The organism is Yoonia maritima, from assembly GCF_003003285.1.
Classification (GTDB): domain Bacteria; phylum Pseudomonadota; class Alphaproteobacteria; order Rhodobacterales; family Rhodobacteraceae; genus Yoonia; species Yoonia maritima.
Genome location: NZ_PVTP01000003.1, coordinates 253,220 through 275,476, shown reverse-complemented (window position 1 = coordinate 275,476; position 22,257 = coordinate 253,220). Strand labels below are relative to the sequence as shown.

The 22,257-nt window shown below is 52.6% G+C and carries 27 protein-coding genes; 9 read left to right on the top strand and 18 right to left on the bottom strand.

Annotation, left to right across the window (positions count from 1 at the left end):
* The first annotated feature begins 7 nt into the window (after positions 1-7).
* The gene (locus CLV80_RS06020) at positions 8-826 is read left to right on the top strand and encodes a sulfite exporter TauE/SafE family protein (RefSeq protein WP_106355894.1); all 819 of its coding nucleotides are present in this window, start codon (positions 8-10) and stop codon (positions 824-826) included.
* A gap of 3 nt (positions 827-829) precedes the next feature.
* On the opposite strand, the gene CLV80_RS06015 is transcribed toward CLV80_RS06020, so the two are convergent.
* Positions 830-1,861: a hypothetical protein gene (locus CLV80_RS06015; protein ID WP_106355891.1), complete on the bottom strand. Its 1,032-nt coding sequence runs from the start codon at positions 1,859-1,861 to the stop codon at positions 830-832.
* A gap of 55 nt (positions 1,862-1,916) precedes the next feature.
* Positions 1,917-2,588, bottom strand: a complete 672-nt coding sequence (locus tag CLV80_RS06010) for a helix-turn-helix transcriptional regulator (protein WP_106355889.1) — start codon at positions 2,586-2,588, stop codon at positions 1,917-1,919.
* 203 nt (positions 2,589-2,791) lie between these two features.
* On the opposite strand from CLV80_RS06010, the gene CLV80_RS06005 reads away from it, so the two are divergent.
* Genes CLV80_RS06005 through CLV80_RS05990 form a run of 4 tightly spaced genes read left to right on the top strand, consistent with a single transcriptional unit; the run spans position 2,792 to position 5,135 of the window.
* Entirely contained in the window at positions 2,792-3,004 is a 213-nt protein-coding gene (locus CLV80_RS06005; protein WP_106355887.1) for a twin-arginine translocase TatA/TatE family subunit, read from the top strand.
* Between the two features lie 22 nt (positions 3,005-3,026).
* Positions 3,027-3,434: a Sec-independent protein translocase protein TatB gene (gene tatB, locus CLV80_RS06000; protein ID WP_106355885.1), complete on the top strand. Its 408-nt coding sequence runs from the start codon at positions 3,027-3,029 to the stop codon at positions 3,432-3,434.
* Positions 3,431-4,300, top strand: coding sequence for a twin-arginine translocase subunit TatC (gene tatC / locus CLV80_RS05995; RefSeq protein WP_106355883.1), 870 nt, complete (start codon positions 3,431-3,433; stop codon positions 4,298-4,300). The genes tatB and tatC overlap by 4 nt, the downstream gene beginning before the upstream one ends.
* Positions 4,287-5,135: an ATP-binding protein gene (locus CLV80_RS05990; protein ID WP_375342189.1), complete on the top strand. Its 849-nt coding sequence runs from the start codon at positions 4,287-4,289 to the stop codon at positions 5,133-5,135. The genes tatC and CLV80_RS05990 overlap by 14 nt, the downstream gene beginning before the upstream one ends.
* Positions 5,136-5,172: 37 nt before the next feature.
* On the opposite strand, the gene CLV80_RS05985 is transcribed toward CLV80_RS05990, so the two are convergent.
* The 15 genes from CLV80_RS05985 to pyrC form a co-directional block, all read right to left on the bottom strand.
* Positions 5,173-6,378 carry a peptidoglycan DD-metalloendopeptidase family protein gene (locus CLV80_RS05985; protein ID WP_106355881.1) on the bottom strand — a complete coding sequence of 402 codons (1,206 nt, stop codon included), beginning with the start codon at positions 6,376-6,378 and terminating at the stop codon, positions 5,173-5,175.
* A 63-nt stretch (positions 6,379-6,441) separates the two neighbouring features.
* Positions 6,442-7,083 (bottom strand): protein-L-isoaspartate(D-aspartate) O-methyltransferase, encoded by a 642-nt coding sequence (locus tag CLV80_RS05980; RefSeq protein WP_106355879.1) that lies wholly within the window; start codon positions 7,081-7,083, stop codon positions 6,442-6,444.
* The gene (gene surE / locus CLV80_RS05975) at positions 7,080-7,865 is read right to left on the bottom strand and encodes a 5'/3'-nucleotidase SurE (protein WP_106355877.1); all 786 of its coding nucleotides are present in this window, start codon (positions 7,863-7,865) and stop codon (positions 7,080-7,082) included. The genes CLV80_RS05980 and surE overlap by 4 nt, the downstream gene beginning before the upstream one ends.
* A 121-nt stretch (positions 7,866-7,986) precedes the next feature.
* Positions 7,987-8,628, bottom strand: a complete 642-nt coding sequence (locus CLV80_RS05970; RefSeq protein ID WP_106355875.1) for an SDR family NAD(P)-dependent oxidoreductase — start codon at positions 8,626-8,628, stop codon at positions 7,987-7,989.
* A 38-nt stretch (positions 8,629-8,666) separates the two neighbouring features.
* Positions 8,667-8,927, bottom strand: coding sequence for a hypothetical protein (locus tag CLV80_RS05965; RefSeq protein ID WP_106355873.1), 261 nt, complete (start codon positions 8,925-8,927; stop codon positions 8,667-8,669).
* A 108-nt stretch (positions 8,928-9,035) separates the two neighbouring features.
* Positions 9,036-9,440: an arsenate reductase (glutaredoxin) gene (gene arsC, locus CLV80_RS05960; RefSeq protein ID WP_106355871.1), complete on the bottom strand. Its 405-nt coding sequence runs from the start codon at positions 9,438-9,440 to the stop codon at positions 9,036-9,038.
* A gap of 3 nt (positions 9,441-9,443) precedes the next feature.
* Positions 9,444-10,916 carry an amidophosphoribosyltransferase gene (purF, locus tag CLV80_RS05955; protein WP_106355869.1) on the bottom strand — a complete coding sequence of 491 codons (1,473 nt, stop codon included), beginning with the start codon at positions 10,914-10,916 and terminating at the stop codon, positions 9,444-9,446.
* Positions 10,917-11,109: 193 nt separating this feature from the next.
* Positions 11,110-11,673 carry a CvpA family protein gene (locus CLV80_RS05950; protein ID WP_106355866.1) on the bottom strand — a complete coding sequence of 188 codons (564 nt, stop codon included), beginning with the start codon at positions 11,671-11,673 and terminating at the stop codon, positions 11,110-11,112.
* A 20-nt stretch (positions 11,674-11,693) separates the two neighbouring features.
* On the bottom strand, positions 11,694-13,058 hold the full coding sequence (gene radA, locus CLV80_RS05945) for a DNA repair protein RadA (RefSeq protein ID WP_106355864.1): 1,365 nt from the start codon (positions 13,056-13,058) through the stop codon (positions 11,694-11,696).
* A 53-nt stretch (positions 13,059-13,111) separates the two neighbouring features.
* Positions 13,112-13,549, bottom strand: a complete 438-nt coding sequence (locus CLV80_RS05940; RefSeq protein WP_106355862.1) for a paraquat-inducible protein A — start codon at positions 13,547-13,549, stop codon at positions 13,112-13,114.
* Complete coding sequence (alr, locus tag CLV80_RS05935; protein ID WP_106355859.1) at positions 13,550-14,587, bottom strand: alanine racemase; 1,038 nt, start codon at positions 14,585-14,587, stop codon at positions 13,550-13,552.
* Between the two features lie 146 nt (positions 14,588-14,733).
* Positions 14,734-15,270 (bottom strand): hypothetical protein, encoded by a 537-nt coding sequence (locus tag CLV80_RS05930; protein ID WP_106355856.1) that lies wholly within the window; start codon positions 15,268-15,270, stop codon positions 14,734-14,736.
* Between the two features lie 131 nt (positions 15,271-15,401).
* Positions 15,402-16,889 (bottom strand): replicative DNA helicase, encoded by a 1,488-nt coding sequence (locus CLV80_RS05925; protein ID WP_106355854.1) that lies wholly within the window; start codon positions 16,887-16,889, stop codon positions 15,402-15,404.
* Between the two features lie 190 nt (positions 16,890-17,079).
* Positions 17,080-17,748 carry an orotate phosphoribosyltransferase gene (locus CLV80_RS05920; RefSeq protein ID WP_106355851.1) on the bottom strand — a complete coding sequence of 223 codons (669 nt, stop codon included), beginning with the start codon at positions 17,746-17,748 and terminating at the stop codon, positions 17,080-17,082.
* Positions 17,749-17,797: 49 nt separating this feature from the next.
* Positions 17,798-18,850: a dihydroorotase gene (gene pyrC / locus CLV80_RS05915; RefSeq protein ID WP_106355849.1), complete on the bottom strand. Its 1,053-nt coding sequence runs from the start codon at positions 18,848-18,850 to the stop codon at positions 17,798-17,800.
* Between the two features lie 117 nt (positions 18,851-18,967).
* Here pyrC and CLV80_RS05910 point away from each other — a divergent pair, with 117 nt between their 5' ends.
* Positions 18,968-19,252, top strand: coding sequence for a hypothetical protein (locus tag CLV80_RS05910; protein WP_106355846.1), 285 nt, complete (start codon positions 18,968-18,970; stop codon positions 19,250-19,252).
* Positions 19,253-19,356: 104 nt separating this feature from the next.
* The gene (locus tag CLV80_RS18550; protein ID WP_207766520.1) at positions 19,357-19,578 is read left to right on the top strand and encodes a DUF1127 domain-containing protein; all 222 of its coding nucleotides are present in this window, start codon (positions 19,357-19,359) and stop codon (positions 19,576-19,578) included.
* Positions 19,579-19,583: 5 nt separating this feature from the next.
* Here CLV80_RS18550 and CLV80_RS05900 read toward each other — a convergent pair whose 3' ends face one another.
* Positions 19,584-20,501: a phosphoadenosine phosphosulfate reductase gene (locus CLV80_RS05900; RefSeq protein ID WP_106355844.1), complete on the bottom strand. Its 918-nt coding sequence runs from the start codon at positions 20,499-20,501 to the stop codon at positions 19,584-19,586.
* A 276-nt stretch (positions 20,502-20,777) separates the two neighbouring features.
* On the opposite strand from CLV80_RS05900, the gene CLV80_RS18800 reads away from it, so the two are divergent.
* Both CLV80_RS18800 and CLV80_RS05890 read left to right on the top strand, forming a co-directional pair.
* Positions 20,778-21,251: a DUF1203 domain-containing protein gene (locus tag CLV80_RS18800; RefSeq protein WP_106355842.1), complete on the top strand. Its 474-nt coding sequence runs from the start codon at positions 20,778-20,780 to the stop codon at positions 21,249-21,251.
* Positions 21,248-22,225: an XdhC family protein gene (locus CLV80_RS05890; protein WP_106355840.1), complete on the top strand. Its 978-nt coding sequence runs from the start codon at positions 21,248-21,250 to the stop codon at positions 22,223-22,225. The genes CLV80_RS18800 and CLV80_RS05890 overlap by 4 nt, the downstream gene beginning before the upstream one ends.
* Positions 22,226-22,257: the final 32 nt, after the last annotated feature.

Sequence of the window (22,257 nt, the reverse complement as noted above, 5' to 3'; positions counted from 1 at the left end):
ATAGACCATGGACGATATAACACTTTTACTAACCATGGGCGCGTTGCTTTTGGCCATCGGGGCATTTGCGGGCGTTTTGGCCGGGCTTTTGGGCGTTGGGGGCGGGATTATCCTTGTCCCTGCTTTTTACTATGTGTTCAGCGCCTTGGGCTATGATAGCCCGCAGTTGATGCAGCTGTGCCTTGGTACGTCACTGGCAACGATTATCGTTACATCGATACGGTCGGTTCTGTCGCACAATAAAAAAGGTGCCGTTGAATGGCCAATCCTGAAAACATGGGCGCTGGGTATTGGTATTGGGGCGTTGGTTGGGGTGCTGGTCGTATCGTCATTGCGGTCAGTGGTACTGCAAAGCATCTTTGGTGGCCTAGCTATTATTGTCGGGTTGTACATGGCTTTTGGTCAAAGCCACTGGCGATTGGGTGACCGCATGCCAGTCGGGATAAAACGCGCGATACTGTCACCGATGCTAGGCTTTTTGTCCGTTCTCATGGGGATAGGTGGCGGATCGTTTGGCGTGCCGACAATGTCACTGTTCAACGTACCTATTCACCGCGCCGTGGCAACAGCAGCAGGCTTTGGAGTGTTGATTGCAGTGCCGTCGGTGGCTGGTTTGCTGTTTGTCGACATGGATGTCGCGCCACCATTCACAATTGGTGCCATCAACGTTGCGGCGTTTTTTGTGATTATCGCTATGACCTTGATCACGGCACCGTGGGGGGCAGCGCTAGCGCATAAATTAGACCCGAAGCCGTTGAAACGAATATTTGGAATATTCCTGATCCTTGTGGCTCTTAATATGATCCGCAAAGCAATGGGCTGGTAGTCGTTACCAGCGCGAAAGTAATCTCTGCATAGGTATGGGCAGCTTAGCCCAGACTTTTGCCTTTTGATACAATGCATCTTTACGGTCTTGATTTACCTCACAGATTTGGGCGATGTCAGTAAAGTGGATTAAACTAAGATCGACATCATCGGCATCAATCATTCTATAATCAATTTCCGGAAAACGGATGCCGTAGCTTTCATTCAGCCAAGCAAGGTCTGGTGCTGCCCAATTGGTTAATGTGTGGGCGGCCTCATCACGTAGTTTCGGTTTTGTCGGGGTCGGAATTTTTTGATCTGCTTTAATAATTTGTTGAATCAGTGATATGGGATCAATTGTTTCATCCAAGCGACCATGCATCCGGTCAATCATCAATGCCATTGCTTCGACAGACGGGCGTGGCCTTGCGGCATTGGGCCGAACTAGCAGGTCGAGATCAAAGTTTGGCAGGTGCCGAGAAACAAAATCATCGACGACATTGCCATTTTTCATCGTCGCGTCAGAAAACACCTCGAGCATGATGGTACCAGACCATGCTTTGGCTAAGGGCTCGATACGTTCTTTTATTCGGGTGCGCGATGGTATGGTTGGCTCTCGCATTTGATGTAGGCGTTGTTGCGTCAGCATGAGGAAATGAGAATCTGGCGCACGCAGGTAGGCAACGATGGATTTTTCGCGTGCAATTCCGCTTGTCTCTTCTTCAAATTTATCAATAGTTTGGGCCGATAATTGTTTGAAATATTTTTGGTTGCTGACGACAATTGTTTCGCAGCCAGACGGGTGTTGTGGCGCGCGAATTTTGTCCCAGTGGCTTGTCAGGGGAGCCGAGGCAGGATCGATTTCGCCCAGTTCATGGTCCGTATCGCCATTTGGATCGAAACCTAACGTGAACCGTTCAACGTTATCCGTCGTAAATGCCGGGAGGTATATTTTTTGGCTAGACAGCGCATTTTGGGAAGCAAAAAGAGCATCCTGTAAAGATATGGCATCCGTATTTCGGTGCCCAATATGAATTAGAAGTCGGTTCGCAGTCATTAAGGACGCCAGAGTATAAAGTCACATTCGACTCAGACATTGACGGATTGATAATTCAACTACCAGCATTAACGCGGCGGGCGTTAAAATCGGCCAAAGATTTCCCATTCTCGTCAACAAAGAGGCTGGGCAGTATGCGAAGTTCGGTGATTTGATCAACGCGTAGCTCGCTGAAATCTTTTAGTTTTTCACACCAAACAATGCAGGTCCACAAGCGCCCCCAATAGTCGAGCTGAAGTGGGCGAACTGTGCGTAATTCGCTATTAAGGGTTATCGATAGTTTCTGCCGGGTGCGTATTGCTTGACGCAGCGTAGGAAGGTGCTGAAAGCCGCGCGCAGCGTCTGCAAATGGATAAACTGCAAATCCATATCCGGTTGGGGCGCGTGTGCGATCCTCTGGCATGACGGCGTCCAGCTTCGCTGATAAAGCACGTGCCGCCGCGGAAAGCTCCTTATCCTCGCTTTGCCCGACAGCGCTTAAACCTAAATGCAAGGCTTCGACTTCGGTCATGGTTAGGTTCAGCGGTGGCAGAGTGACTGCGGCGGTCACACGATAACCAATCCCGCGTTCACCGGTGATCGGTACACCAGATGCTGCCAGCGTTTCCATGTCGCGATAGATCGTACGCAGTGACACGTTTACGACTGCCGCAAGATCAGCAGCCTTATGCAAATTACCATCTCGTAGAACTTGAACAAGCTGCATTAACCGGTCGGCACGTCGCATAATATTCCTTTCGATTCGTGGTAGTTTTGTCAATTTTCTGGCAACTGACAACTATTTGTCACAGAATCAGATAAACCCTTGTTAAAAAGGGTCGTGAACTGGGCGAAAACACGAATTTCACGCTTTCCTTGCCTTGCGCCGGGCCGTATTTGTGAATCTGATAGAGTTCATTACGGGACCGGGACCCGTCAGAGGAGAAAACCATGCTTAACAACATCGGCCTGCCAGGCCTTCTACTTATCGCAGTTGTCGTTCTTGTGCTGTTCGGGCGCGGCAAAATTTCCAGCCTGATGGGCGAAGTCGGCAAGGGTATCACTGCGTTTAAAAAGGGCGTGGATGACGGCAAGCAAGAGATCGAAGAAAGCATCGAAAATGCGCGCGACGTCACACCTGAAGAAGACAAAGACAAAGCCTAATTCACCATAAGGAATATCGTTCATGTTTGGCTTAGGCTGGAGCGAAATGGTGCTGGTAGGCATCGTGGCCCTCATTGTAATTGGGCCAAAAGATTTGCCGGGTATGTTCCGTACATTGGGACAATTCACTGGCAAGGCACGTGGCATGGCACGCGAGTTTTCGCGAGCGATGGAAGCGGCCGCCGACGAATCTGGTATGAACGATATTTCCAAAACGGTACGCGCCGCCGCCAACCCTCAGAAATTTGGTGTCGATAAAATCAAAGAAGCGACAGGTATGACGCAGGCACCAGAAAAACCAATTCTGTCGCCTGAACGCCAAGCCGCCAAGGAAAAAATGAGCGACGCGATGGCTAAGGCCGCCACTGACCGCAAAGCGCGCGAAGCGGAAGAGGCCGCTGCTGCAGAGCCAAAGGGTGACGACAAATGAGCGCGACAGACGAAATGGAAGACAGCGCTGCGCCGTTGATCGAACACCTAACTGAATTGCGGTCACGGCTTATCTGGTCGTTGCTGGCGTTTATTGTTGGGATGGTGATCTGTTTTACGGTCTGGAACCCGGTTTTTAACTTTCTGACACATCCTTTGTGTGATGCGCTCGCATCGCGTGGGCAGGCATGTGATTTACAGTTTATCGCGCTTGAAGAAGGTTTCTTTGTCGCGATCTCGATCTCACTTTTGGGTGGATTGATGCTGTCTTTTCCCGTGATTAGCTATCAGATGTGGCGCTTTGTTGCGCCCGGCCTGTACAAAAGCGAAAAGGGGGCGTTCCTGCCGTTCTTGGTCGCGTCTCCGTTCATGTTCTTTCTTGGCGCAGCTTTTGCTTACTATGTGATTACACCGCTTGCGTTCGGTTTCTTCTTGGGCTTCCAGCAGCCGGGAACGCTTGAGGCAGGCACCGATAGCGCCACCCAAGCAGCCGGAATTTTGTTCCAAGGGTCCGCCAAAGCGTATTTGAACCTGACGATCAAATTTATCGTTGCCTTCGGCCTGTGTTTCCAGTTGCCAGTGCTTTTGACGTTGATGGGCAAGGCCGGATTGGTGTCTGCGCGTGGTCTGCGCGGTACACGAAAATATGCAATGGTTGGTATCTTGATCGTTGCGGCGCTGGCTACTCCACCGGACGTTATCAGCCAGGTCATCTTGTTTGTTGTCGTATACGGGCTTTATGAAATTTCGATCCAGCTTGTCGCCCGAGTAGAACGCCAGCGCGAAGCCAAACTGCGTGCCGAAGGGCTGTGGGATGATGAAATCCACGGTGACGGTGCGACGGACGAGGCCGATGAGCGTGAGTAAAAAGTCACTGCGCCGGATTGCCGACGCGCTTGAGCGGATGAGCCCGCCACCGGTTGATGCGCCTAAATTCAAAAAGGCTGCCGCATTCGTGTGGCATCCTGACCCGGATCGGCTGGTGCCTGTCCCAAAGGTGAACCGCATACCTGTTGAACTGCTGGTGGGCGTGAACCGATCACGTGATACATTGATGGCAAATACGGCACAGTTTGCGGCTGGTATGCCTGCCAACAATGCGCTGCTTTGGGGCGCGCGTGGTATGGGTAAATCTAGCCTAGTGAAAGCAGTACACGGCGCTTTGCAGGCTGATTATCCTGGCCTCAAGATGGTCGAAGTTCAGCGCGAGGATCTACCGAGTATCGGTCGTTGCTTGAATATGCTGCGCGGCGCGTCAGAACGATTTATCATGTTCTGCGACGACCTTTCGTTCGGACATGATGATGCACATTACAAGTCGCTTAAGGCAGTATTGGATGGCGGTATCGAAGGGCGTCCGGAAAATGTCGTGCTTTACGCGACATCCAACCGCCGCCACCTGATGCCGCGCGACATGATCGAAAACGAACGTTCATCCGCGATTTCGCCATCCGAGGCGGTAGAGGAAAAGGTATCCTTGTCAGACCGCTTTGGCCTGTGGCTTGGATTTCATCCTTGTGATCAGGATGAGTATTTGGCGATGATCCGCGGCTATTGCGACGCCTATGGTGTCGATATTAGTGATGAAACCATGCGGGCTGAAGCTATTGAATGGCAAGCCACACGAGGAAGCCGTTCAGGCCGTGTGGCATGGCAATATTTCACAGATTTAGCAGGGCGTCGTGGAATAAAGTTGGCGTAAGGTGGATTGAAATCCACCCTACATCATCCATCATCTCTTAGGGCAGATAGCCAGAAGGATCGACACTTTGCAGTCCGCGACGGACTTCAAAGTGTAGCATGCTTGGTTCGCCTGCACGCACCTTACCAATGGTCTCGCCGCGGCTGACTGTGTCACCTTTTTCAATCGTGAGGCTGTCGAGATGTGTGTACAGCGTCAGCAAACCGTCGCTATGTTTGATAACAACGACTGAACCGCCGCTTGTGTCTGCTGTTACTGCGGCGACGCTGCCAGCGTCGGCGGCTTTGACAGCTGTTCCTGCTGGTGCGCCAATGTCGATCCCTTCATTCCGCCCAGCTGCATATTCACGAATGATGCTACCTTGGACAGGCTGAACCATGCGCGCGCTGTTAGACTCAGCGGGCGCAGCTGTCGCGCCGATGTCAGGCGCGGCTGGTGCCGCTACTGGGGCCGAAGGGGTTGCTGCTGGCAGGGGTGTAGATGCGCTTGGTGGCACAGGTGTCGCTGTGCCTTGCCCCGGTGCCGTCACAGGTGCGGTCGTCGTCGTCGTTGTCGCCGGGGCAGGGCGGCTGCCACCTTGAGGGATCAACAGGAACTGACCTTGGCGAATGGTGAATGCGCTATCAAGCCCATTCCATTCTGCAATGGCGGTCACCGGCACATTGTACAGGCGTGAGATCGAATACACGGTTTCGCCGCGCGCGACTTGGTGGCGGATCGGCTCTGCTTGCGTGGTGGGCGCGCTGCTCGGCGTTGCGATTGGCGTTGCCGCTGCTACTGGCGCCGGATCAAGCGGTGTCGCGGTGACTGTGCCGCCATTTGCCTCGGCGCGGTCAAGCGCTGTGGTTGCTACTGCCGTTACATCGAATGGTTGTGTGGCGCCGGTGGCGGCAGAAGGTTCTGCCACGCGACCGGGCAACGCGATGATTTCATCGCGGCGCAAGATGACATCTGGTTCGACGCCGTTGTATTCTGCCAGTTCATTCGCATCGATACCAAGCCGAATAGCGATGCCGCGGATGGTATCATCTTTGCGTGCGACGACGACTTGATAGGTTGGGTAAGAAATCACGCCACGGTCATCTGGGCGTGGTCGGTTTGGCAGGTTCGCCACTGAGCTTGAGGTGTCAAACCCGTTGCCAACATCGCGAAAGTCTGGATCAAAGTCTTCGCAAGCAGCCAGCGCAGCCAGCGCGACGCCTGTCATTAAAATACGTTTTACTGTGCGTTGCCCATTGGCCATCGTACCGCTCCTTATGCCAAGCCGCCCCTTGTTGCCGGGGTCGTGCCTTATTTTGTTATATGTTTACTCTTGTCCGAGCCCTTCAAGCAAGGGGACAAACCGAACCGAGCGTAATTCGTCATAATCATACCCATGTTCATGCCGGGTTACGCGGATCAGGCTTTGCACCGTATCGGACTGGCCGACGGGCAAAACCATGATGCCGCCAACGCGCAATTGCGCAAGCAACGGGCCGGGCGGATCTTCGGCGGCTGCGGTCAATAGGATGCGATCAAACGGTGCCTGTTCGATTAACCCATGACTGCCATCCGCCGTAAATGTGGTGATGTTGCTAATACCTTGCTGTTCGAACGTGGCGCGCGCCGCATGAACAAGACTACGAAACCGATCTACGGTGTAAACGCGGCGCGCAAGTTTCGAAAGAACGGCCGCCTGATATCCAGAGCCGGTTCCAATCTCAAGAACCTTGTCACGTGGGCTGATCTTGAGCGCTTGGGTCATTAACCCAACAACCGAAGGTTGGCTGATCGTTTGACCACAAGCGATTGGCAGCGGCATGTCTTCGTAGGCGCGTTCGGCAAAGACGCCTTTGATATATGCGGCGCGGTCGACCTGCTCCATTGCAGTCAGAACGCGGGTGTCAGTGATGCCTTTGCTGCGCAGTGCATAAACAAACTGCATCTTTGTCGGGGCATCGAAGGTCACGACAAAACATCCTCGAGCGCAGCAATCATGTCGTAGTCGGTAAGATCAGCACGCATCGGCGTCACTGATATGTAACCATCAAGGTTCGCAGCCGCATCCGTGCCGGGGGCGGTTGGTTCGTGTTGTGGGCCGCCGCGCACCCAAAGAAACTTGCGGCCAGTCGGTGACGTTTGTGCTTCTGCTGTGAAATTGGTGTTTTTCCGAAAACCTTGCGATGCAGCTTGAACGCCTTTTACGTCGGCCGCAGGGACAGGTGGGAAATTGACGTTGTAAAATAGCCGGTAGTTGGCATCGTCCCAAAGAGCAGGATCAAGAAGGGTTTTGATTATTGATGCACCATGGGCAAGGGCTGCTTCGAATGGGTCATCAAGCGCCGCGTTTCCAGCGCCATAATATTGCGACAGTGCAATTGCTGGGATGCCCTGCAGCGCGGCTTCCATTGCGCCGCCTATGGTCCCTGAATAAAGCGTATTTTCAGCCGCATTGTTGCCGCGGTTTACACCTGATAGCACGAGATCGGGCCGCTTGTCTTTCATCACGTCATACAGACCTGCGATCACACAATCTGCTGGCGATCCCTCTGCCGCAAAACGACGTTCTTCAAGTTGGGCGATCATTGTGGGGTGGGTATAGCTGATGCAGTGTCCCACACCAGACTGTTCGAACGCAGGGGCGACGGTCCAGACTTCGCCATCCGCGCCTGCAATCTCTTGCGCGATCGCAGTCAGCACTTTCAGCCCTGGGGCATTGATGCCGTCATCATTGGTAATAAGAATGCGCATTGTATTGTCCCTCGTCCGTTAATGACGTTCCTAGGCGAGCAAACCTTAGGCGGCAAGCCGTCGGGGCAATACAGTTGTGGCGTTTTTAGTGCTGTGGCTGAAAGGACTCAGAAAGCAGCAGTTAGTTAAGTATCTCGGGCAGCAGGCGGGCGGCTTCAATATTCGGGTCCGTCAATACGTCACGGCTTTCACCGGGATAGAACCGCGCGCGTGTTGCGGTTGGCATCGGCTCGGGTGAAAGGATTTTAACCTCCGGCCCGGTTTTGACAGATTCAGATTGCCAGCTTCGTGCAAGCGCGATCTGAGCAGCCTTCGTCGCGCCATATGCGCCGAAAAAACGTTCACCGCCGCGTGGGTCATCAAAAAATACAGCTTTGCCCGTTTCCCCGAGCAGAGGCGCAACATACGAAATCAAGCGTGACGTGGCTTCGATGTTGATTGAAAGCGACTTGGCAAGGTCTTTGGGGCCGATGTGACCCGTTGGTGCCAGCGGTGCGGCGTGGATCGCTGTGTGCACCCAAAGATCAAGCTTTCCCCAGCGGTCAAATATGCCACGGCACAATTGCTGCATCGCTGCATCAACGGTGATGTCCATCGGCGCGAGGGTGGTTTGCCCGCCAGCTGCTTGAATCGCGTCGTCCAGCTCTTCTAGTGCGCCAACAGTTTTACCCACTGCGATGATGTGATGCGTGGGCGCAAGCGCCTTTGCTAGTGCTGCGCCAAGGCCGCGTGATGCGCCGGTGATAAGTGCAATCTTTGTCATATGCGCGGTTTGCTGCGATTGCGGCGCAAGGTCAAGGCCTAGCTACCCGGAACCGAAAGGACATGTTGCGTGCCGACACGGTCTGTCAGAACCACTTGGTTGCCATTAATGGCCGCGATCACCACTCCAAAGGCGGTTTCGCCAGGTGATACGCGCGCAATATCGCCACGCGAGGACCGGACGAGCGCAGCAGGCAGGGCTTGCCCGGAGATGACGCCGATGACGGTTAGATTATCTAAAGTTAGCAGATCAATCTGTGTCGCTGATTTTGCAACATGGCTGGGTGTTTCGTTTGTCATTTACTGAATACCAAGTCGATTTTCACTTTGATCGACAGGTATTGTCAGACACTCTAGGGCAAGGAAAGCCCTTATACGTAACGTTATTGTGTGTAACGTGACGCGGTACTATGGGCGCATGATCTCGGACCCATCTTCGTTATAAACGGGCCCGTTCAGTGCGATTTCAAGCAAAGGCAAAATATTTTCGGCGGGACGACACAATGCAACACCTTTGGGCGTGCACACAATTGGACGTTCGACCAAAGCCGGGTGTTTTACCATCGCGTCTAAGATCGTATCGTCACTAACGTTCGGGGCAAGCAACCCAAGCTCCGTGGCTGGGGGCGTTCTTGTACGAAGCGCCGAACGTGGCGTTAGGTTAGCTGCGGCAAATAGCGCCAGAAGCTGGGGACGGGTCCAACCGCTATCAAGATATTTGATGACGATTGGTTCCGTCCCAGAGGCGCGGATCACGGTCAGCACGTTGCGCGATTTGCTACAATCGGGATTGTGGTGAATGACCGTCGCCATGACTTACTCGGCTGCGATTTTTGGTTTGAAACCTTTTGCAATCATGTCCGAGGGGGCGACCGGATAGTCACCCGTAAACACAGCATCATGATATGCAGGGTTGTTCGGGTCACGGCCATTCGGTTCGCCAACAGCGCGATATAGGCCGTCGATTGAAACAAATTTCAACGAAGCAACGCCAAGGTATTCGCACATCTCTTCTTCGGTCATGTGTGCCGCAAGCAGGTCTTCGCGGTTCGGCATGTCGACACCGTAGAAGTCTGGCCAAACAGTTGGTGGGCTGGCAACGCGGAAGTGAACCTCTGCAGCGCCTGCTTCAAGAACCATATCCTTAATCTTGCGGCTGGTCGTGCCACGCACAACGCTGTCATCAACAAGGATTACACGTTTGCCACGCATCAGTTCGCGGTTCACGTTTAGCTTTAGACGAACGCCCATGTTACGGATTTGCGCTGTTGGCTCGATAAACGTACGGCCAACATATTGGTTGCGCACAATGCCCATTTCGAATGGGATACCGCTTTCTTGGCTATAACCGATCGCAGCAGGGGTGCCACTGTCTGGAACAGGGCAGACCATATCTGCTTCGACAGGGGCTTCCCGGGCCAGCTCTTTACCAATGTTACGACGCACTTCGTAGACAGATTTTCCTGCGATCACAGAATCTGGACGGCTGAAGTACACATATTCAAAGATACATGGACGCGGCTTTTTAGCTTCGAATGGACGGTAGCTTTTGACTTCGTCTGTCGTGACAACGACCATTTCGCCCGGTTCGATTTCGCGCACAAATTCGGCACCCAGAATATCTAGCGCGCAAGTCTCGGATGAGAGGACATATGCCTTACCGATTTTGCCGAGGACGAGTGGGCGAATACCCAGCGGATCACGGACACCGATCAATTTGCTGCGGGTCATCGCCACAATTGAAAAAGCGCCCTCAACTTGGCGGAGCGCTTCTTTCATACGGTCAGGAATTGTGCGGCCCATCGAGCGCGCCATCAGGTGAATGATACACTCACTGTCAGACGTGCTGTGGAAAATCGCGCCACGCTCGATCAGGTCACGGCGTAGGGCGATGGCATTGGTGAGGTTGCCGTTGTGCGCAACAGCCGCGCCACCCATCGAAAATTCGCCAAAGAATGGCTGTACGTCGCGGATCGCCGTATGCTGGCTTTTGCTACCAGTGGTCGAATACCGTACGTGACCGACTCCAATATCACCCGGAAGCATAGCCATCATGTCGTTGGTGGTAAAGTTATCGCGAACCAGCCCCATGCGACGCGCTTGATTAAAGCCAGTCTTTGGGTCGTGGGTTACGATTCCACCTGCCTCTTGGCCGCGATGCTGAAGCGCATGTAGGCCAAGAGCAACAAAGTTGGCAGCGTCCGGGGCGCCAATCACACCGAAAACGCCACACTCTTCGCGTAGCTTGTCGTCATCATATGGGTCGATTGGGGAATTTTGGTTGGACAAGGTGCCGCTCCGAATCCGAGTTGTGGTTGATTGCCTCCCTCTTAGTAGGTCGGGGGCATGGTGTCACGAAACGATCATACTTCTGTGGCGCGAAAATGGCAGGCACAGCTACGTGATCGGAATTTGGGCAGTGCTAGAACGTAAAAAGCCACCGCAAAGAGCGGTGGCTTTTTGAATTCATGCCATGGTTGCATTACTGCGCTGGCGCGCCGCATGACCCAACGAGCTGCTGATATTGTTCTTTAATCCAACCCAGCGCTTCTTCTGGGTTTTGTTCTTCGATTTTGCCGGTTAACTGGTCAAATACTTGTGCAGCACGGCTGTCGTCGATCAATGCGATTTCTTGCGAGGCGAAGATCGTATCGTAAACAAAGAACGCAACGGCGATCAACAAGATGCCGCGTAGGACACCAAAGAAGAAACCTAGCGCCTGATCAACACCACCCAGCGCAGAACGCTGAATGACGCTTGAGAAAAGCGGCGTGAATATTGATGCAACGACGAGAGCCACGGCAAACACCGCAGCAAAGGCCGCGATGATCGCTAGTTCACAGCTGTCTCCAATAAAATCGCCAAGAACCGGAATTTGCCGCACCAGCGGTTCAACCTGATCTGCAAAGATAAATGCCACGATTGTTGCGCCGACCCAGCCCAAGATCGCCATCGTCTCGCGTACCAAGCCACGGCTATATGCCAATACGCCTGATAGTAAGATGATAATGGCGACACCTGCGTCGATAAGTGTGAAGCCTTCCATAGTTCGTCTCCTGCCCGGCGCTATCTTGCGCCAAATACTTCTTCTACAAACCCGGCAAGGTCATCTGCATGCCTCAAACCTAGACCGGTAACCGCAGGCTGTTTTGCCTGATGCGGTATAATTGCTGTTGTAAAACCAAGTTTTTGGGCTTCTTTCAATCTATTTTCCGTTTGCACCACAGGACGGAGCGCGCCCGATAGGCTGATTTCCCCGAAAATGACAGCCTCTGCGGGCAGTGATGCGTCCTCTCTTGCGGATACCAATGCTGCGGCGACGGCAAGGTCTGCAGCAGGTTCTGAAATGCGCAAACCCCCTGCTACATTGAGGTAAACGTCCAATCCGGTGAACGGAACACCACATCGCGATTCAAGCACGGCAAGGATCATGGCAAGGCGGCCACTGTCCCAACCGACCACTGATCGCCGTGGTTGGCTGTGTGGCGAAGGAGCCACAAGTGCTTGGATCTCGCAAAGCATGGGCCGGGACCCTTCGATGCCGCAAAACACGACCGATCCGGGCGATGGCTTGCCGCGTTCGGATAAGAAAAGTGCAGAGGGATTCTTAACCTCGGCCAGTCCTTTGCCCGTCATTTCAAAGACGCCGATTTCATCCGCAGGCCCAAACCGGTTCTTTACTGCGCGCAAAATGCGGTATTGGTGGCCGCGCTCGCCTTGGAAATATAGCACTGTGTCGACCATATGTTCGACAACACGCGGACCTGCGATGCTGCCGTCCTTGGTGACGTGACCGACCATGATGACGGACATTCCGTTGCGTTTCGCAAATGTCGTCAGCTCATGCGCTGAAGATCGGACCTGCGAAACCGATCCGGGGGCGCTATCGACATTGTCGGCCCACATCGTTTGGATCGAATCGATAATCGCGAGATCAGGCTTTTCGTTTTCCAGCGTCGTCAGAATATCGCGCAGGTTCGTTTCAGATGCTAGTAACACAGGACTTTTTTCTAGTCCTAGTCTTCGCGCGCGCATCTGCACCTGAGCGTTCGATTCCTCGCCCGAGATGTAAACGACCTTTAGTCCGTTACGGGCAAACCGTGCGGCGGCCTGTAACAGTAGCGTTGACTTCCCGATGCCGGGGTCGCCACCAACCAATAAGGCAGAGGCCTTAACCAAGCCGCCGCCAAGCACGCGATCCAACTCGCCCACGCCTGCTTGGGTGCGGGGTGGTTCTTTTTCTTGGGTATCAAGATCAGTCAGGGGGATCGTTTTGCCGCGAATTGCGCCCAGCGATTTACCCTTTGGACCGCTAGATAGCGCTTTGCTTTCGGTGATGGTGTTCCATGCTTGGCAGGCATCGCATTGCCCAGACCATTTGCCAAAGGACGCGCCACATTCCGAACATGAGAAGTTAAGTTCTTTTGCCATGTTCACCTTTTGGACCAAATTTGATCCTTGGGCAAGGTGATCTGTTTATCACGCTAGTTGCGTTTGGATGTCAGTGTGGAAATTACGATCGAAGCTAAGATGCACGCCGTGAACAAATACAGCCCCCAAGCCGTTTCGACTTTGCCAATGCCGACACCTTTGGCCAAGACAATATAAAGCGCGATCAAGAACACGTCTGCCATCGCCAATTTGCCCAACCACGACAACACAGGTAGCACCTTGCGGCGCATGAGGTTGAAGTGGATCATCGTAAGGCCAATTGTTTTGAGGTAGGGTGCAAATAGAGCAAAGAACGTCACGAGCAGCGCCAGCACGACATCGCTGTCCCATAGCGACTGCATCCCGGAAATGACGCTGATCTCGCTTAAGCCAAATACCGGCAAGAGGCCTGCGCGCATCAAAGGGGCAAACCATGCGATTGGGAACAGGATCAAAAGGGCGAGGTTCGCGACGCGAAGAACATTCAGCATCTATTTGCCGTATGTGCGGCGGTTATAGCGCGCACCAAGCTGGGTCAAAACTTCGTATCCGATGGTTCCTGCCTTCGCAGCGAGAGTGTCGAGGCTTTGCTGTGGGCCGATAAGCGTCAGGCGCTCTGGGTCCTCAGAAAGGTCGGTGACATCAATCGTCAACAGGTCCATGGAAACACGTCCGATCAACGGGCAGGGCTTGTCACCGTGGTACAGCGTTGCCTTGTCGGAAAGCATACGGAAAATGCCATCTGCGTAACCGCCTGAAACGGTTGCAACGCGTGATGGGCGTTCAGCTTGCCAGCTGTTGCCGTAACCCACGACTTCGCCCTCTGCGACGTCACGGATTTGTACGACAGGTAGTTCAAGCTCAATCACCGGGGTGGCCTGTTCGAACGGTAGGCCGCCATACAGTCCAATACCCGGACGGGTCAGATCAAAGTGATAATCGGGGCCCAACAGAATACCGCCCGTCGCCGCAAGCGAACGCGGCACGTTAATGCCATCAGTCAGTTGCTTAAACACGTCAAGCTGATGCGGGTTCATCGGATGGTCGGGTTCATCCGCACAGGACAGATGGCTCATCACCAATTTTGGGCCTTGCGCGAGAACCAAATCAGCGACAGCTCCCCATTCTTGGGGTTCCATCCCAAGACGGTTCATTCCGGTATCAATTTGAATACCAAACGAATGACCGGGTAGCGTTTCAAAGTGCTGAGTCATCTGTTCAACAGAGTTCAGCATTGGTGTCAGATTTAGTTCGCGAATAAGATCAGTATCACCGCGCATGTGTCCTGAAAATACAGAGATTTCCGGGCCCGGCCCTAAAGCTTCGCGAAGCACTACGGCCTCTTCTGCGACAGCGACAAAGAACTTGCGGGCGCCTGCTTTAAACAGGGCCTTTGACACGTTCTCTGCGCCGACGCCATAAGCGTCAGCTTTGACCACGGCGGCAGTCTTGCAATTCGTCATGCCGTCTAGCGTGCGCCAGTTGGCGACGACGGCGTCTAAGTCGATAGTTAGGCGTCCTGTACTCATACGGACCTTTTGGCAGGGGGCACGCACTGCGGCAAGAGGTTTAAGTCGCGCGCGATGTCGCAAGGCTATGAAAGCGTGGTTTTGGTGCAATGGTTTTTAGAGTCGGCGGAATAATGCCGTTTGTCGAAAGCGTGTGGGCTGGGCGGCTAATTCTGACGGCTGATGTGAATGGCAGCCCCTTTTTTTTCACTGACCTGCTCAAATGTGATCCCTTTGGTTTCTAATGCGGTGAAAACCTTGTGAGGGTTAATCCCAGAGTTTTGCCCGTCGATTTTCATCGGATGACCATTGCGCAAAATGATCTCCCACTTTTTATCAGGCGTGCGTTTCCCATGTTTAAAGTGGGTAAGCGTGAAGCGCGTTTTGTCGATGTCTGACAAGGCAAGTTTGAATGACTTCATCATTTCTGGAACTGGCGAGTCCCAAAACAACATTTCGTCATCAATGACGACGCGCCATTCATGCCCATCCGCAAGAACCCTTTTGATATCGATAAGAATTGCGATCGTAATGAAGATCGAAACTATAACTGCAATCGCAGAGGCCAAATTCACAATGATTTCACCGGACACGCCACCCAACAAAACGAACGCAAATGCGGCACCAACGATCAACGCGATGAAGAGTATGAGCAATTTCTCAAGCGCGATGCGCTTTGCTGACTTCACAAATTCAATTGCCATCCCAGTACCGTCCTCAAACTTACGTTGCAGGCCGAAAGATCGACCTGCCAGAATAATCGTTAACTATTCATCTAAGTTGAGGACCGCGCTGGCAAGGTGACCTTGGGGCAGGTTTTCCCCGCAGACAGGGGTTAGTATTCGTCCGCCGCGTTGCTTTGCCATGGCTTAACGAGATCACCAAAGCGGGTAAATTCGGCTGTAAATGCAAGCTCAACTGTACCAATCGGACCGTGGCGTTGTTTGCCCACGATGACCTCGGCTTTGCCGTGCAGGCTCGACATTTTTTCCTGCCATGCTGCGATGGCTTCCATGTTGGAATCATCCGGTTTTTCACGTTCAGTATAATATTCGCCACGGTAAACGAACATAACCACATCCGCATCTTGCTCGATCGAACCCGATTCCCGAAGGTCAGACAGCTGCGGGCGTTTATCTTCGCGGCTTTCCACCTGACGCGACAACTGGGATAGGGCGATGACAGGGATATTCAGTTCCTTCGCGATAGCCTTAAGGCCCATCGAGATTTCACCGATTTCCTGCACCCGGTTTTCTGACGTGCCGCGCACCAGCTGCAAATAGTCGACGATCAACACATCAAGCCCATGCGTCCGCTTTAAGCGGCGCGCACGCGCGGAAAGCTGCGAAATCGGGATCGCGGCAGTGTCATCAATGAATAGGGGGCATGATTCGAGGCTTTTGGCGGCGTCCACAAAACGGCGAAATTCGCCTTCCGTCATGTCACCTTGACGGATTTTATGTGACGAAATTTCAGAGGCCTCGGCCAGAATACGACCTGCAAGCTGTTCGGCGCTCATCTCAAGGGAAAAGAAGCCTACAACACCGCCATCAACCGCACCTTCGGTGCCGTCAGGCATCTTACCACGTTGATAAGCCTTAGCGACGTTATAAGCGATGTTTGTCGCAAGCGATGTTTTTCCCATCGATGGACGACCAGCAAGGATCAAAAGATCGGACTTGTGTAAGCCACCTAGCTTACCATCAAGGTCAACGAGGCCAGTCGAAATTCCGGCAAGCCCACCTTCACGTTGATAGGCGGTGTTGGCCACATTCACTGCCTCTGTCACAGCACGAAGGAATGATTGGAAACCGCTTTCTGATGTGCCTTGTTCGGCAAGGTTATAAAGCGCCTGTTCGGCCTCGACGATCTGTTCTTTGGGTTCAGAATCAACCTCGACCCGACCAGCCTTATCCGAGATTTCGCGGCCAACTTTGATCAATTCCCGACGGACCGACAGATCATAGATCATCTGCGCATAGTCACGCGCAGCAAATGCGGAAATCGCCGCACCAGCAAGGCGCGCAAGATATGCCGGACCGCCCAGTTCCTTGAGACCCTCATCATCTTCCAAGAACGTTTTGAGCGTAACGGGGCTGGCCAGTGCGTTTTTAGCGATCCGCGCTGCCGCTGTTTCAAAGATGCGGGCGTGAACAGGGTCGTAGAAATGCTTTGGCCCAACGACCGAGGCCACGCGGTCAAAGATATCGTTGTTGGTCAGAATTGCACCCAAAAGCTGTTGTTCAGCTTCGGTCGAGTGGGGCATTAGATTTGTCGTAGTTTCCTCGACGCCGGACGCATTGAATGTCGTAATTTCGTTCATTGTCGACTCTCACCAATTCATCGTGGGGTTTTAGCAGGGCGCGTGCAAAGCTGGCTAGTGCGCATTCTGTGGATCAATGCGGATAAGTCCTGCTTGAATAGCAGGATTCCAAAAATTTACCAATATATGGAAGGTGCCAAGGCTGCGTACACTATACCTATGATATCTTATACACAGCCTGTGGGTAAGTTCAGGCAGGTTTCCACCCAGCTGGATCGCGGAGGTACGCTTCGACTGTCTCTAGTGTGGCTGCGTCATAAGCACCGCGTGCTTTGGCCTCGGCCAGAACATCCCACCATGTGCACAGGCTAATCAGTTGTACGCCGTGATCCGCCAGCGTTTTTTCTACGCCGTCGAAGATACCATAGTAAAAGATTACAGCAGTCGCGCTGCATGTCGCGCCAGTTTCACGGATCGCGTCAACGAACGAAAGCTTTGATCCGCCATCAGTGGTCAGATCTTCGACCAGAAGCACCCGTTGGCCTTCAGTCATCACACCCTCGATACGGGCGTTGCGACCATAGCCTTTGGGCTTTTTGCGGACATATGTCATCGGCAGGGCAAGGCGTTCGGCAACCAATGCACTGAACGGGATACCTGCGGTTTCACCGCCAGCAATGTTATCGAATGCTTCGAACCCAGCCTCGCGCATGATCGATACCGACAGAAAATCCATCAGGGTCGCACGGATGCGCGGGAAGGAAATGAGCTTGCGGCAATCAACATATGTTGGCGCTTGTTTGCCTGAGGCATGCGTAAACGGTTCAGTTGCGTTAAAGTCAATCGCGCCAATTTCGATGAGCATACCTGCAGTCAGTCGGGCGATTTCTTCTTTGGTGGGGAATGAGGTGGGGATCATAACGCGGACCTATTTTTCATTTATCTAGTTTGCTCTGATAGCCAAGGCTTCAGGCTTCGACGTGCCAATGCAGATCAAATCCAGGGTCAAACACTGTCACTGGGCCGTCTTCTGTGGCGATATGTGTTGGGTATTTGACGGGATCGCCCTTGCGTAGCGTAATGGTCTGTTCGCTTGCCGGCAGGCCATAGAAACGGGGACCGTTAAGGGATGCAAATGCCTCGAGCTTTTTCAGCTCGCCAGCGGCTTCGAATACTTCGGCCAAGCAAGACATTGTGTTTGGCGCGGTAAATATACCCGCACACCCGCATGTCTGTAACTTGTTCGGATCTGTATGCGGCGCACTGTCAGTTCCAAGGAAGAAGCGTTTGTCACCAGATACGGCGGCCTGCACAAGCGCAACGCGATGTGCTTCGCGTTTGGCAACGGGCAAACAATAATAGTGAGGTTTGATGCCACCTGCCAGAATATGGTTCCGGTTGATGATCAGGTGGTGGGTTGTGATCGTAGCCGCAAGATTTTTATGATTGTCGCGAACGTAGTCAACGGCGTCTTCGGTTGTGACATGTTCCATTACGACTTTTAGATCAGGCACCTTTTTCCGAAGAGGCTTGAGGATTTTGTCTATGAAGACAGCTTCGCGGTCAAAGATGTCGATGCTGCTGTCCGTCACCTCACCATGTACGCATAGTGGCATGCCGATTTCGGCCATTGTATCGAGTACTGGCCGGACTTTTTCAAAATCGCGCACACCCGATGCCGAATTTGTCGTAGCGCCAGCAGGGTATAGTTTCACCGCTGTGGCGATCCCACTTTCGAAAGCGGCGCGCACATCCGCAGGGTTGGTGGTTTCTGTAAGATACAATGTCATCAACGGTTCAAACTGCATGCCATCGGGCAGGGCAGTCATAATCCGGGTGCGGTATTCAGATGCTTGTTCGGCTGTCACGACGGGAGGAATAAGGTTCGGCATGATGATTGCGCGGCCAAAATGGCGGGCGGTTTCGGGAAGAACAGCGCGTAGCATATTCCCATCCCGAAGGTGAAGGTGCCAGTCGTCAGGGCGGCGGATCGTCAGTGTTGTAAGGTCTTTATCAGGCATGTTGCCGGGTTACACCGTTGCGCCCGCCAAGGCCATAGGTCTTGTGATTGCCCTTGCGATTTCCCCTTGGGATACTGATATAAGTCATTAACATTTTTTATGAAACGGAGAGACCACATGTTTGGTTTTATTATCGCCGCCGCGGCTGGGTTTCTAACGCCGCAAATCGAAACCATCATTGCGCCCTTTGTCAAAGGTATTGAAGAACACATTGTGATCGCTGAAACCGAAAAGCGATTGGTTGCCTTTATGGTCGCTATGCTGATTGCGGGTATTGCCTCTGCGATCTTATATAGCGGCACAGCGTTTTGGGTCGTTGCTGGTGGTGTTCTCGGCTATTTTGGCACGCGCATCGTTGAAGCGGTCAAAAAGTTCTTCGACGAACGTAACGCTTCTGAATGATGCCATGCGGCAGACGCAATGCGGCAATGCAGCATTGTCGGTTTTAGGTCAACATAAGTGACGTATATTGGGTGCATAGGAAATGCACCTGATAGGAGCTTACGATGGCCTTTTTTAGTGATACCGTATCTGCACAACCTCAAGCTGGCATTCTGTCCAAAGTTGGGGCAAGCATTGCGTCCGCGTTTAGCCGCATTATCGAAGCACAAGACCGCAGCCACGAAGTGCGCCGTCTAGAAGCACTAAGTGATGTGCAGCTTGCTGAGATGGGAATTGCGCGCCAAGATATCGTACGTCACGTGTTTCGCGATGTTTACGGCATCTAAAGAACTTACCGCGCTAAGTCATCTAACGTCTTAGCGTAGAACGGGTTTTTGCCGCGCTGTAGTTTATATTCGCATATCACTCGTGCAAGCCCTGTGTGATTTGATTTCACAAGATGTGTTACCAGATCTTGCCCGTAGACGTCATCATAGCGCCTTGCGCGCAGCAGCTGATTAAAGCGTTTTGCGGTCAATGATCCTGTCATCGCAAGCTTGATGATGACCTCCAAAATACGCAATCGGTCGAAAGTCTTATCAAGGTTTCCCCCCATCAAGGGGCAGGGTAGCAGCGTGACGTGGGGCTTGCGGAACAATGCGGCATGACAAGCGTCCAGGTGTTCTTGCGGGTCAAATGCAATAAAAACTTCTTTTGCGCCTTCGACCATTTCCGGGGCATAGCCGTAAGGGCCCGAAAAATCCGTCCTGCGGGCGCTCCTAAATCGTGTGTCCCAGCCTGCGCTGATGGGCTCAAGAGTTGCTTGAGGATTTAGGGCGACAATAGTTGATCCCGGTGACGCTAAGGAAAATGCTGAAGCTGCATATCCCGCTTGGTTTGCACCGAAGAACACAATGTTTTCGAAGTCTTCAAAAAATGCATCATCCGTCATCCGATCAAAAAAGTCGATGACGGCTTCATCGCGAAACCATCCATTATCAAAGGAAAGCAGTGCCAGATGCGACCAACCTTCATGACGGGTAAATGGAAATCCGCGCGGCTCTGCATCGGTGTTGTTTTCTTGAACGTCAGGAATATTTTCGAAAGTGACCAGCAGGTTATTACCCGCCTCAAGAAACGCGGCGCAATGAGAACGACCTAATTGTTCGAAAAAGCCAAGTTCGTCGCAGATATCGTCAATCTCACCCAGCCATGCGTTTTGAGAAAGATTTGTGAGATTTGTCACAAATGCCGATTGTCGGTCGATCATACTAGAGTCCTTATACCCAACACGGGCGCTACTTATTAACATATACACCCGCAATATGGCATTATTGGGCGGCGCGACCCGTCTAATTGTTTCACTATCTTATTGAAACTGTTTTTTGCGCTAGGGTTGTATTTATAATTGCGTGAATAATAAAAATTAATGTTTTGCGTGCGGCTGATCATTGTCTTTCCGGCGTTTATTGCGGGTTTCGCAACATCCGGGTCGTTTTAATTAGATACGAAACTATTTTTTTCCGTTCAATCAAGGAAACTTAAAATGTTTCTTAGCTTTCTTTCTTGCGACGCGGACGTAGTAGAGAGCCTACGCGCGGGCGGTCAGGATGTTTATGGTAATCCAGCAGAGCTCACAATTTATGAGGGTGTCGGCGCTCCGTGTCGATGCTGTCTGGATAACGTTCCATATGGAAAAGAGATGTTGATCTGCGCTGCACGCCTATTTTTGCATGACTGCAGCCTTATGCTGAAACCGGCCCGATTTTCTTGTGCGCTGATCGTTGCGTGCCGTTTGCGAGAAACGATCGTTCGCAGGTTTTTGAAGTATTCGCCTATTTTTCTTGTAAAGGCATATAACGCTGACCAGCGCATTATGTATGGAACTGGGCAAATCACAGAAAGCAAAATGGTTGCGCAATACGCGCAAGAACTGTTTGATCGCGGTGACGTTTCATTTGTAGATGTACGTTCTGCAAAGAATAATTGTTTTTTTACAAGGATTGTAACGCAAGAATGACAGACCCGATTACTGATTTATCGAATCTGGCGTTGGATTGGTATCGCGCCGGACGCGGTGTTGCGATCGCCACGGTGGTGCAAACTTGGGGATCCGCGCCGCGGCCCGTGGGCAGTCAATTGATTATTGATGTTGATGGCGCGATGGAAGGATCGGTTTCTGGAGGCTGCGTCGAAGGTGCGGTCATAACCGAGGCTTTGGAAGCGATAGAAGATGGCAAACCACGTTTGCTAGCTTTTGGTGTAAGCGATGATGATGCCTTTGCGGTCGGGCTTGCATGCGGTGGCGAAATTCGAATTCTCATTGAACCTGTTGGCGCTGTTATGCCAACCGAAGCGCTCGAAGGGATAGTTGAGGCACGTAAAAACGCCCAGCCTATTGCCTATGTGACTGATTTGGAGACGGGTGGGGCACATTTGGTCGGTCCTCCAGCATATCCAGACCGTTTCAGATTAGATCGGTCTGGCGTCGAAGCTGACGGTCGTACGTTTGTCGTGATCCATAATCCGCCCCTTAGGTTGGTTGTCGTCGGTGCGGTCCATATCGCGCAGCCATTAGTGTCCTTTGCGCGCTCTTGCGGGTATACACCTATTTTGATTGATCCTCGTGGGGCGTTTGGATCCGCTGATCGTTTCCCCGGAGAGCATATAATCGACGACTGGCCTGACGACGCCATGCGTGCGCTGAAGTTAGACGCACGTACGGCCGTTGTTACACTTACGCATGACCCAAAACTGGACGATCCTGCAATTGTGGCAGCACTCGGCACGGATGTATTCTATTTGGGCAGTTTGGGATCAAAGCGCACTCATGCAAAACGTATCGAACGGCTGAGGGGGTTAGGCTTTTCAGATGCAGAGCTAAACCGCATTCACGCGCCGGTTGGTCTTGACCTTGGGGGGCGGCATCCTGCTGAAATTGCGGTCAGTATTATGGCCGAAATTACGCAAACTTTACGTAAAACAGATAGCTAGGACGGGGAAGGCTGTCATATATTTACGGTTCT

Excerpts from the sequence above, each read along its gene's own strand:
- CLV80_RS05990 (WP_375342189.1), top strand. The coding sequence starts at position 4,287 with ATGAGCGTGAGTAAAAAGTCACTGCGCCGGATTGCCGACGCGCTTGAG.
- tatC (WP_106355883.1), top strand. The coding sequence starts at position 3,431 with ATGAGCGCGACAGACGAAATGGAAGACAGCGCTGCGCCGTTGATCGAA.
- CLV80_RS05890 (WP_106355840.1), top strand. The coding sequence starts at position 21,248 with ATGACAGACCCGATTACTGATTTATCGAATCTGGCGTTGGATTGGTAT.
- CLV80_RS06015 (WP_106355891.1), bottom strand. The coding sequence starts at position 1,861 with ATGACTGCGAACCGACTTCTAATTCATATTGGGCACCGAAATACGGAT.
- CLV80_RS05900 (WP_106355844.1), bottom strand. The coding sequence starts at position 20,501 with ATGATCGACCGACAATCGGCATTTGTGACAAATCTCACAAATCTTTCT.
- CLV80_RS06010 (WP_106355889.1), bottom strand. The coding sequence starts at position 2,588 with ATGCGACGTGCCGACCGGTTAATGCAGCTTGTTCAAGTTCTACGAGAT.
- CLV80_RS18800 (WP_106355842.1), top strand. The coding sequence starts at position 20,778 with ATGTTTCTTAGCTTTCTTTCTTGCGACGCGGACGTAGTAGAGAGCCTA.
- CLV80_RS05970 (WP_106355875.1), bottom strand. The coding sequence starts at position 8,628 with ATGACAAAGATTGCACTTATCACCGGCGCATCACGCGGCCTTGGCGCA.
- CLV80_RS05910 (WP_106355846.1), top strand. The coding sequence starts at position 18,968 with ATGTTTGGTTTTATTATCGCCGCCGCGGCTGGGTTTCTAACGCCGCAA.
- CLV80_RS05925 (WP_106355854.1), bottom strand. The coding sequence starts at position 16,889 with ATGAACGAAATTACGACATTCAATGCGTCCGGCGTCGAGGAAACTACG.
- tatB (WP_106355885.1), top strand. The coding sequence starts at position 3,027 with ATGTTTGGCTTAGGCTGGAGCGAAATGGTGCTGGTAGGCATCGTGGCC.
- CLV80_RS18550 (WP_207766520.1), top strand. The coding sequence starts at position 19,357 with ATGGCCTTTTTTAGTGATACCGTATCTGCACAACCTCAAGCTGGCATT.
- CLV80_RS06005 (WP_106355887.1), top strand. The coding sequence starts at position 2,792 with ATGCTTAACAACATCGGCCTGCCAGGCCTTCTACTTATCGCAGTTGTC.
- CLV80_RS05920 (WP_106355851.1), bottom strand. The coding sequence starts at position 17,748 with ATGATCCCCACCTCATTCCCCACCAAAGAAGAAATCGCCCGACTGACT.
- CLV80_RS05930 (WP_106355856.1), bottom strand. The coding sequence starts at position 15,270 with ATGGCAATTGAATTTGTGAAGTCAGCAAAGCGCATCGCGCTTGAGAAA.
- radA (WP_106355864.1), bottom strand. The coding sequence starts at position 13,058 with ATGGCAAAAGAACTTAACTTCTCATGTTCGGAATGTGGCGCGTCCTTT.
- CLV80_RS05965 (WP_106355873.1), bottom strand. The coding sequence starts at position 8,927 with ATGACAAACGAAACACCCAGCCATGTTGCAAAATCAGCGACACAGATT.
- surE (WP_106355877.1), bottom strand. The coding sequence starts at position 7,865 with ATGCGCATTCTTATTACCAATGATGACGGCATCAATGCCCCAGGGCTG.
- CLV80_RS06020 (WP_106355894.1), top strand. The coding sequence starts at position 8 with ATGGACGATATAACACTTTTACTAACCATGGGCGCGTTGCTTTTGGCC.
- CLV80_RS05985 (WP_106355881.1), bottom strand. The coding sequence starts at position 6,378 with ATGGCCAATGGGCAACGCACAGTAAAACGTATTTTAATGACAGGCGTC.
- alr (WP_106355859.1), bottom strand. The coding sequence starts at position 14,587 with ATGAGTACAGGACGCCTAACTATCGACTTAGACGCCGTCGTCGCCAAC.
- pyrC (WP_106355849.1), bottom strand. The coding sequence starts at position 18,850 with ATGCCTGATAAAGACCTTACAACACTGACGATCCGCCGCCCTGACGAC.
- CLV80_RS05940 (WP_106355862.1), bottom strand. The coding sequence starts at position 13,549 with ATGCTGAATGTTCTTCGCGTCGCGAACCTCGCCCTTTTGATCCTGTTC.
- arsC (WP_106355871.1), bottom strand. The coding sequence starts at position 9,440 with ATGGCGACGGTCATTCACCACAATCCCGATTGTAGCAAATCGCGCAAC.
- CLV80_RS05950 (WP_106355866.1), bottom strand. The coding sequence starts at position 11,673 with ATGGAAGGCTTCACACTTATCGACGCAGGTGTCGCCATTATCATCTTA.